The 660-nt window shown below is 49.7% G+C and carries 2 protein-coding genes; both read right to left on the bottom strand.

The window, feature by feature from the left end:
* Positions 1-187, bottom strand: a 187-nt coding sequence (locus tag A3751_RS20535) for an anhydro-N-acetylmuramic acid kinase (protein WP_197466569.1), incomplete at its 3' end; no start/stop codon positions are given.
* Positions 188-196: 9 nt separating this feature from the next.
* The coding region (locus A3751_RS20530; protein ID WP_156492688.1) for a M23 family metallopeptidase at positions 197-660 on the bottom strand (464 nt) is incomplete at its 5' end.

Genomic DNA, 660 nt, shown 5'->3' with positions numbered 1-660 from the left:
CAAGCCGTTCAATTTCGCTAGGGCCAGGCGAGCAAAGAGATGATAAATCCGCTTGCAGTTTGTCTGGGATTTTTTCGCAGAATGAAGCAGCGACCTCGCAGAAATCTTCTTCGAAGGACACAAGTGCGAGGTCTAAACCATCAAGGCTTGTGCCCGAGATGCAGCCAATATAGTACTCTCGGGGCATGCCTGGTCGCTATTGTGCGTTAAACGCGAGTTGATAATCCTCACGCAGTGTTTGCAGTTGCGCTAAAAGAGGTTTGGTCTGCAGAGCAAACTGCGTTAACTCCTCGCTTGGTACTGGTTTCGCATGAGGTAGTTTTACCCGGACAGGGTTTTTGTGTACGCCGTTAACGCGAAATTCGTAATGCAGGTGAGGGCCAGAGGCGAGTCCTGTGCTACCAACATAGCCGATAACTTGCCCTTGCTTAACGCGTTTTCCTGTTTTTACGTTTCGCGCAAATTTAGTCATGTGAGCGTATAGCGTCGTGATTTTCTGGCCGTGCTGCAATATCACTGCATTGCCATAACCACCTTTGCGGCCCGCAAATACGACTTTTCCATCACCTGTTGCTTTAATTGGTGTGCCTCGTGATGCCGCATAGTCAGTGCCTTTGTGGGCGCGGATCTTGTGTAGGACCGGATGCTTTCGCTTAAGAT

Source organism: Oleiphilus sp. HI0080 (genome assembly GCF_001635135.1).
This window is presented reverse-complemented; position numbering and strand designations above follow the sequence as displayed.